General features: G+C 56.8%; 1 pseudogene. It reads right to left on the bottom strand.

From position 1 onward, the window contains the following. Positions 1-6057: pseudogene (locus MWU61_RS19585) on the bottom strand (hypothetical protein); the annotation flags it as partial.

The raw sequence follows: 6057 nt of genomic DNA, 5'->3' as shown, positions 1-6057 counted from the left end.
CCACCCCGCCTGCATCGATGTCTGTTTGTGTGATTGTGTATGTGAGCGTGTATTGCCATGTTTCGTCGACGTCGATTTTGCCGTTGGTGTTTGTGTCGCTGGCGGGGACGAGTTGTGGCACGGGGTTTGGTGTCACGGCTGTGCCACCGATCGGGGTCAGCGTGTCGGTCAGCACGGGCGCGTCGAGCGTGACGTTGCCGGTGTTTTCAACCGTGATCAGGAAGCTGATGTTGTCGTTTGGCTGTGGCACTGCGGGCAGCGCGCTTGTCACCGTTTTGACCACCGCGATAGATGGATCAGGGTTCACGGGCGCGGGTGTCGGATCGGATGTATCCGGTGTAACGGGCGTCCCGTTTGGATCATTCGCGTCGGCTGTGACCGTGTTGATCAAGCCGCCTGCGTCGATGTCTTCTTGCGTCAGCGCATAGGTCACCGTGTAGACCCAGGTTTCGCCAACGCTGAGCGCGTTGTCGCCGTCCAGATCGCCGTCGGTTCCGTTGGCCGCTTCCAGCACAGGGGTTGGCGCAGGTGTAATCGCCACATTATCCGCACGTGTCAGATCTTCGGTCAGCACAGGCGCTGTCAGCGTCACGTTGCCAGTGTTGGCCACGCGGATTTCAAACACAACTTCGTCGGTCGGTTTGGCCGGATCAGGTGCACCTGTCCGCACAGATTTTGTGGTCTCAAGGCTGCCCGTTGGCGACACAGGCACAACGGTCGGATCATCGCCGTCGCCTGCCCCGTTGTCAGAGGTATCCGACACGGATGTCCCCTGCGGATCGGTCGCCGTGGCCGTCACAGTGTTACTGATCCCGCCTGCATCCACGTCGTCTTGCGTCAGCGTGTAGGTCACTGCGTAGACAAACACTTCGTCCACATCAAAGCTCATCGGCAGGTCGTCATTGCCCGATTGGAACACAGGTGACAGCGTCTGATCAGCCGCACCCAGATCGTTCACCGTGCTCAGTGTATCGGCCAGAACAGGCAGCGACAGCGTCACGTTACCGGTGTTTTCAACTGTGATCTGGAAGGTCACATCAACGCCCGCTTCCAGCACCGCAGGCACATTTGGCACGATCTTCAGGACCGTCATCTCAGCATCTTTGACGTCAAGGCTGACCACTTCGTCCGCCGTTTCTTCCAGCGGATCAAGACCTGCAGGTGGCGTTGCATCCACGGTCACGGTGTTGGTCAGATCATCACCCGCATCCACGTCTGCCTGTGTGACCGTATAGGTCGCCGTGCGGGTTTCAGATGCACCCGGTTCCAGCACTGCAATCACGTTATTCGGGGTGATCACAAGCGCGCTCAGACCCGCAGCAGACCGGTGTTCGTCGTTCAAGGTCACATCACGCAGGCGCACATTGCCCGTGTTCTCGACCGTGTAAGTGTATGTAATTTCAGTGCCTTCAACGACGTCCACATCGTCAGAGGCCTCTTTCGTGACAACCATCGACGGGGTGCGTTCGCCGGTGACCATTTCCGTCGCAGTCGCAGCCAGTGGTGGCGCATTCGGATCGGAATCGTATTCATTGGGCATCGTCACGTTCACGATGTTGGTCACAAGACCCGCATCAACGTCATCTTGCGTCACCGTATAAGTCGCACGACATTCCACAGTCTCAGTCGGCAACAACGGCTGCGCATCACTGATCGGATCACAATCCGTCACCGCACCAATCTTGTCATCAGATACCGCAGGCGCTTCGGTCAATGTCACATTGCCCGTGTTCGCAATCGTAAAGATGTAGCTGACCACCTGACCTTCAGTGTCAAACGTCCCACCCGTCAATGGACCCGTACCCACTTTGGCCACCGCAATCGACGGCTCGCGCAGCGGACCATCAACCGTTTCACTGCCATCAGCCGTTTGCGGTGTCCCGCCCGGAATAGCCGGTGTGCCCGTCGCCGTCGCCGTGTTGTTCACAAAGCCCGCGTCAATATCGTCCTGCGTCACCGCATAGGTGAACAAACAGCTGTCATCCACAGCACCCGGTGCCAACGTCCCGATCGTACAGGTCCCCGCCACCAGATCATCCGTCACAAAGATGTTCTCCATCGTGACGTTACCGGTGTTTTCAACGGTAATCCGGAAGTCCAGCGTCTGACCCACATCCGTAAAGCTTGGCGCAAGACCTTCCAGATCCTTCGCAACACTCAGTTCCGGCAATGGCCCCACAACAGGATACGTCGTCGTCCCGCTGGCTTCGGTCAGAACACCTTGCGGGTTTGCACCGCTGGCATCCGCCACGTTATCAACGATCCCGTCGTCAATATCCTGCTGGGTCACAACATAAGTGCCCGTACAAATCGCATCTTCGCCCGGTGCAATCACCAGGTTCGCAGGGCTGGCCCCGTTCACCGTACAGCTCAGACCCGTCAACATCGGGTCATCCACCATGATGTTCGACATCGTCTGGTTGCCCGTGTTGCTGACCGTAATCGTAAACAACAATGTGTCGCCCACACCGTTTTCAATATCCGCAGGCTGGCCCGGTGTCGTTTGGTTCACCGCCACTTTGGCCACGCTCAGCGCCGCATTATCATCCGCAAATACCGTCACATCATCCACATTCGACGTCACTGGCTGGCCGCCAAACGTTGTCTGCGCGCTGGCCGTGTTGGTCACAAAACCACCCGTCACAGCCGGATCAGACGACACCGCATCCAGATCGTCCTGGGTCACCGTATAGGTCTGCTCACAAGAGAACGACGCATCAGGCTGCAACGCAGTCCCGCTGTTACACGTCAAAGTCCCACCCGGGAACTTGTCATCCGTCACTTCAAACACAGGACCCAACGCAGGCCGGATCCCCGTCGCAGGCGACGTGTTCGTGATCGTATACCGATAGACAATTGTATCCGTTGTGCTGTCGATATTCGGGGCCGCAGCACTGTTCACCGTCACCACAGATTTCACAAGATCAATCGCCGGATCAACACCACCCGGAATGGATTCCGTCACCGTCGGCGACGTTGTCGTCCCATCGGTCGCGGACGCAATATTCGTCACAACACCCAGGTCAAAATCCGCCTGCGTGATCGTATATTCACCGGTACAATCGCGGCTCGCCCCCACAGCCAGATCAGCCGTGCCACAGGCGATCTGCCCGATCAGGTTATCATTCACAAACAGATCGTCTTCGATCGTCGTGTTACCTGTGTTGGTCACCGTGAACGTGTAGGTCACGATATTGTTCGGCGCAAAGACGTCGTTCACCACACCCGTGTTCGCGTCGCGGATATTCGTAAACGCCTTCACCGTTTCCAGCGCTGGCAATTGCGTGGCAAATGCAGTCGCCTCGCCCGGCACAGCTGTCACAACCGGCGCAAGACCAGTCCCATCATCAAACTCTGTCGCAGCCGTCGCACTGTTCGTAAATTCACCATCGTCAATGTTGATCTGATCCGCAGGCCATGTCGCCTCACAGGTCACCGTATCACCCGGCGCCACATCCGCTGTGGAACACACAAGGTTTGGCGTCGGGATCAACGTATCCGTCACCACGATGTCTTCCGTGATCGTCACGTTGCCGCTGTTGGTCACCAAAAATTCAAAGATAATCGGATCATTCGGGTTCTGATATGTCGTCGGCGTGCCCGGCTTGATCCGCTTCACAATGCTCAGCTCAGGCATCTGGTCCGCATCCGCCGTGGCCATCGCATCCGGCGATGTCACAGAGGCCGTGCCCGTCGGATAAGTCGCATTCGGCACAACCGGCTGATCAATGCTCGCACTGGCCGTGTTCACCACTTCGTCCGCATCCAGATCAATTTGCGTCACCGCATAGCTCGCTTCACAGCGCAGCGTCGCACCCACAGCCAAACCACCCAGCGGCAGTGATGGACAGGTCACCGTCGTCTTATCATCCGCCACGCTAATCGGCGCCGTCAGGGTAATATTGCCGCTGTTCGTCACGTCGTAAAAATACGTGATCACGTCACCCACAGCCGCAAAGTTATCGCCCGTGTTCACTGTCTTCACAGTCGTCAGTGCCGGCAGCTGATCCGGACCCGCAAGGGTCACCGTGTCGTCGCCGCTGACCTGCGGCAATCCATCCGGATCGCCCGTCACAGTGACCGTGTTTTCAATCGCCGCCGCATCCACATCATCCTGATCCGGCAGAACGCTGGTTTCCAGCAATCCACCCGCAGGGCAGGACGTCAGCACAGCACCCGGTGCCATTTCGCCAATCGCACAGGAATATCCCGTCAGCGCGTCATTCAACACAACATTGCGCAGGGTCACATTGCCCGTGTTCGTCACCGTGAAGTCGTAGTTCTCCACGACATTCAGCACAAACGTCCCCGACCCGTCACGTTCAACCTTGTCCACCGCAATGGATGGCGCGCGCACAGGACCCGTGGATGTGGCTGTCGCCGTATCCGACAAAGACGCCCCGCCAATCACACCATCACTGGTGAAGCTGCCCATGTTCACAATTTCGCCCGCATCAATGTCGGCCTGTGTGACCACATATTCGCGCGAACAACTCGTGTCCGTATCACCCGGTGCGATGCTGGCAACCGTACACGTCAGATCAGGATCAAAGAATTCATCAAGCAAATTCACATTGCTCAGCGTCACGTTACCTGTGTTTTCCAAAGAAAGCGTAAACGTCACACGATCGCCAACAGCCGTGTAATCATTGCTCGCCGTTTTCGTGAACACATAATCCGCAACTCGCGCAGGCCCGCTGATCGTCGCGCCATTCATGACTGGATCAACCAGATCCGCATCCGCCGTCGCCGTGTTCGTGTAAGACCCCTGATCAACATCATCCTGCGTCGTGGCCCGCGTGCCCTGACAACTTGTGTCCGTCAGACCCGGCGCGAGGCTCGCAATCGTACAGGTCAGACCCAAATCAGGGTCATCAATCACGATGTTTTCCAGCGTCACCAAACCATCGTTGGTCACCGCAAGCGTATAATCGATATCAATCCCCGCCGCCGTAAAGCTGGCAGGAGACGCCGTTTTTGCAAAACTCAGGATCGTCGGATCCGTCGCAGGCGTGAACACCACAGTCTCGTCATCCGTGCGCGTCACTTCAGTTCCGTCAGGCGACGTCGCCAAAGCCTCAGCCGTGTTATCCACCTGCCCCAGATCAAGATCATCCTGATCAACCGCGTAAACAACAGGGTTCGGACAAGCCACCACAGCCATCGGACCCACATTGCTCAGCGTACAACTATATGCAGGCACCAAAGGATCCGTCACCGTCACGCTTGTCAGCGTCTGGTTCGTCAGGTTCGTGACCGTCAGCGTATAATTGATTTCATCGCCCACAAGACCATACGTATCCGTCGTCACCTTGCTCAGGCTAAAGTCAGGCACAACAGATGATGTCACCGTGTCGCTCGCTGGAGCCGATTCAACCGTGCGCACCGGATCAGCCGGATCCGCAGGATCGCTATACGGGAACGACGCCGTCGCCGTGTTCGTATATTCACCCGCATCAACCGCAGCCTGACCCACAGGATCAACAAAACCCGTACATGTATAAGACGTCGGCGTGTCACTAGACCCTTCAGGGAACAAAACAACAGGCTGGTTACACGTCAGATTACCCGCAGCAATCTGGTCATCATTGATCGTGATCGGGCTCACCGCAGTGCCGCCGTTTTCACGCACAATATTCACAGTGCCCGTGTTGCGCACCGTAAACGTATAATCAATCCGGTCAGCAGCAGCCGTAAAATCAGTCGTATCCGCCACCTTCTCAAGCGTAATCGCAGGGTTACCCGCCTGCGGAACCGTCGCAGACGCAACGTTCGATGTCGTCGTCCCGTCCGTCGCAGAGGCCTGGTTCGTCACAAAACCATTCAAAACATCCGCAGCCGTCACCTCGTAAGTCGCCGTACACGTCCGCGTATTCCCAGGTGCAGCAACCGTCAGAGCACCCGTCCCACACGCAATCGGATCAACAAACTTGTCATCAATAACCGTCAGATCATCAACAATCGTAACATTACCAACGTTCTCAACAACATACGTATACTCAACCAACAAACCCTCAACAAAATCAACCGGATCAATAACTGGCGCGGATTTCGTGA

The sequence above is a fragment of the Loktanella sp. F6476L genome (assembly GCF_023015725.1).
Taxonomy (GTDB): Bacteria; Pseudomonadota; Alphaproteobacteria; order Rhodobacterales; family Rhodobacteraceae; genus Yoonia.
This window is presented reverse-complemented; position numbering and strand designations above follow the sequence as displayed.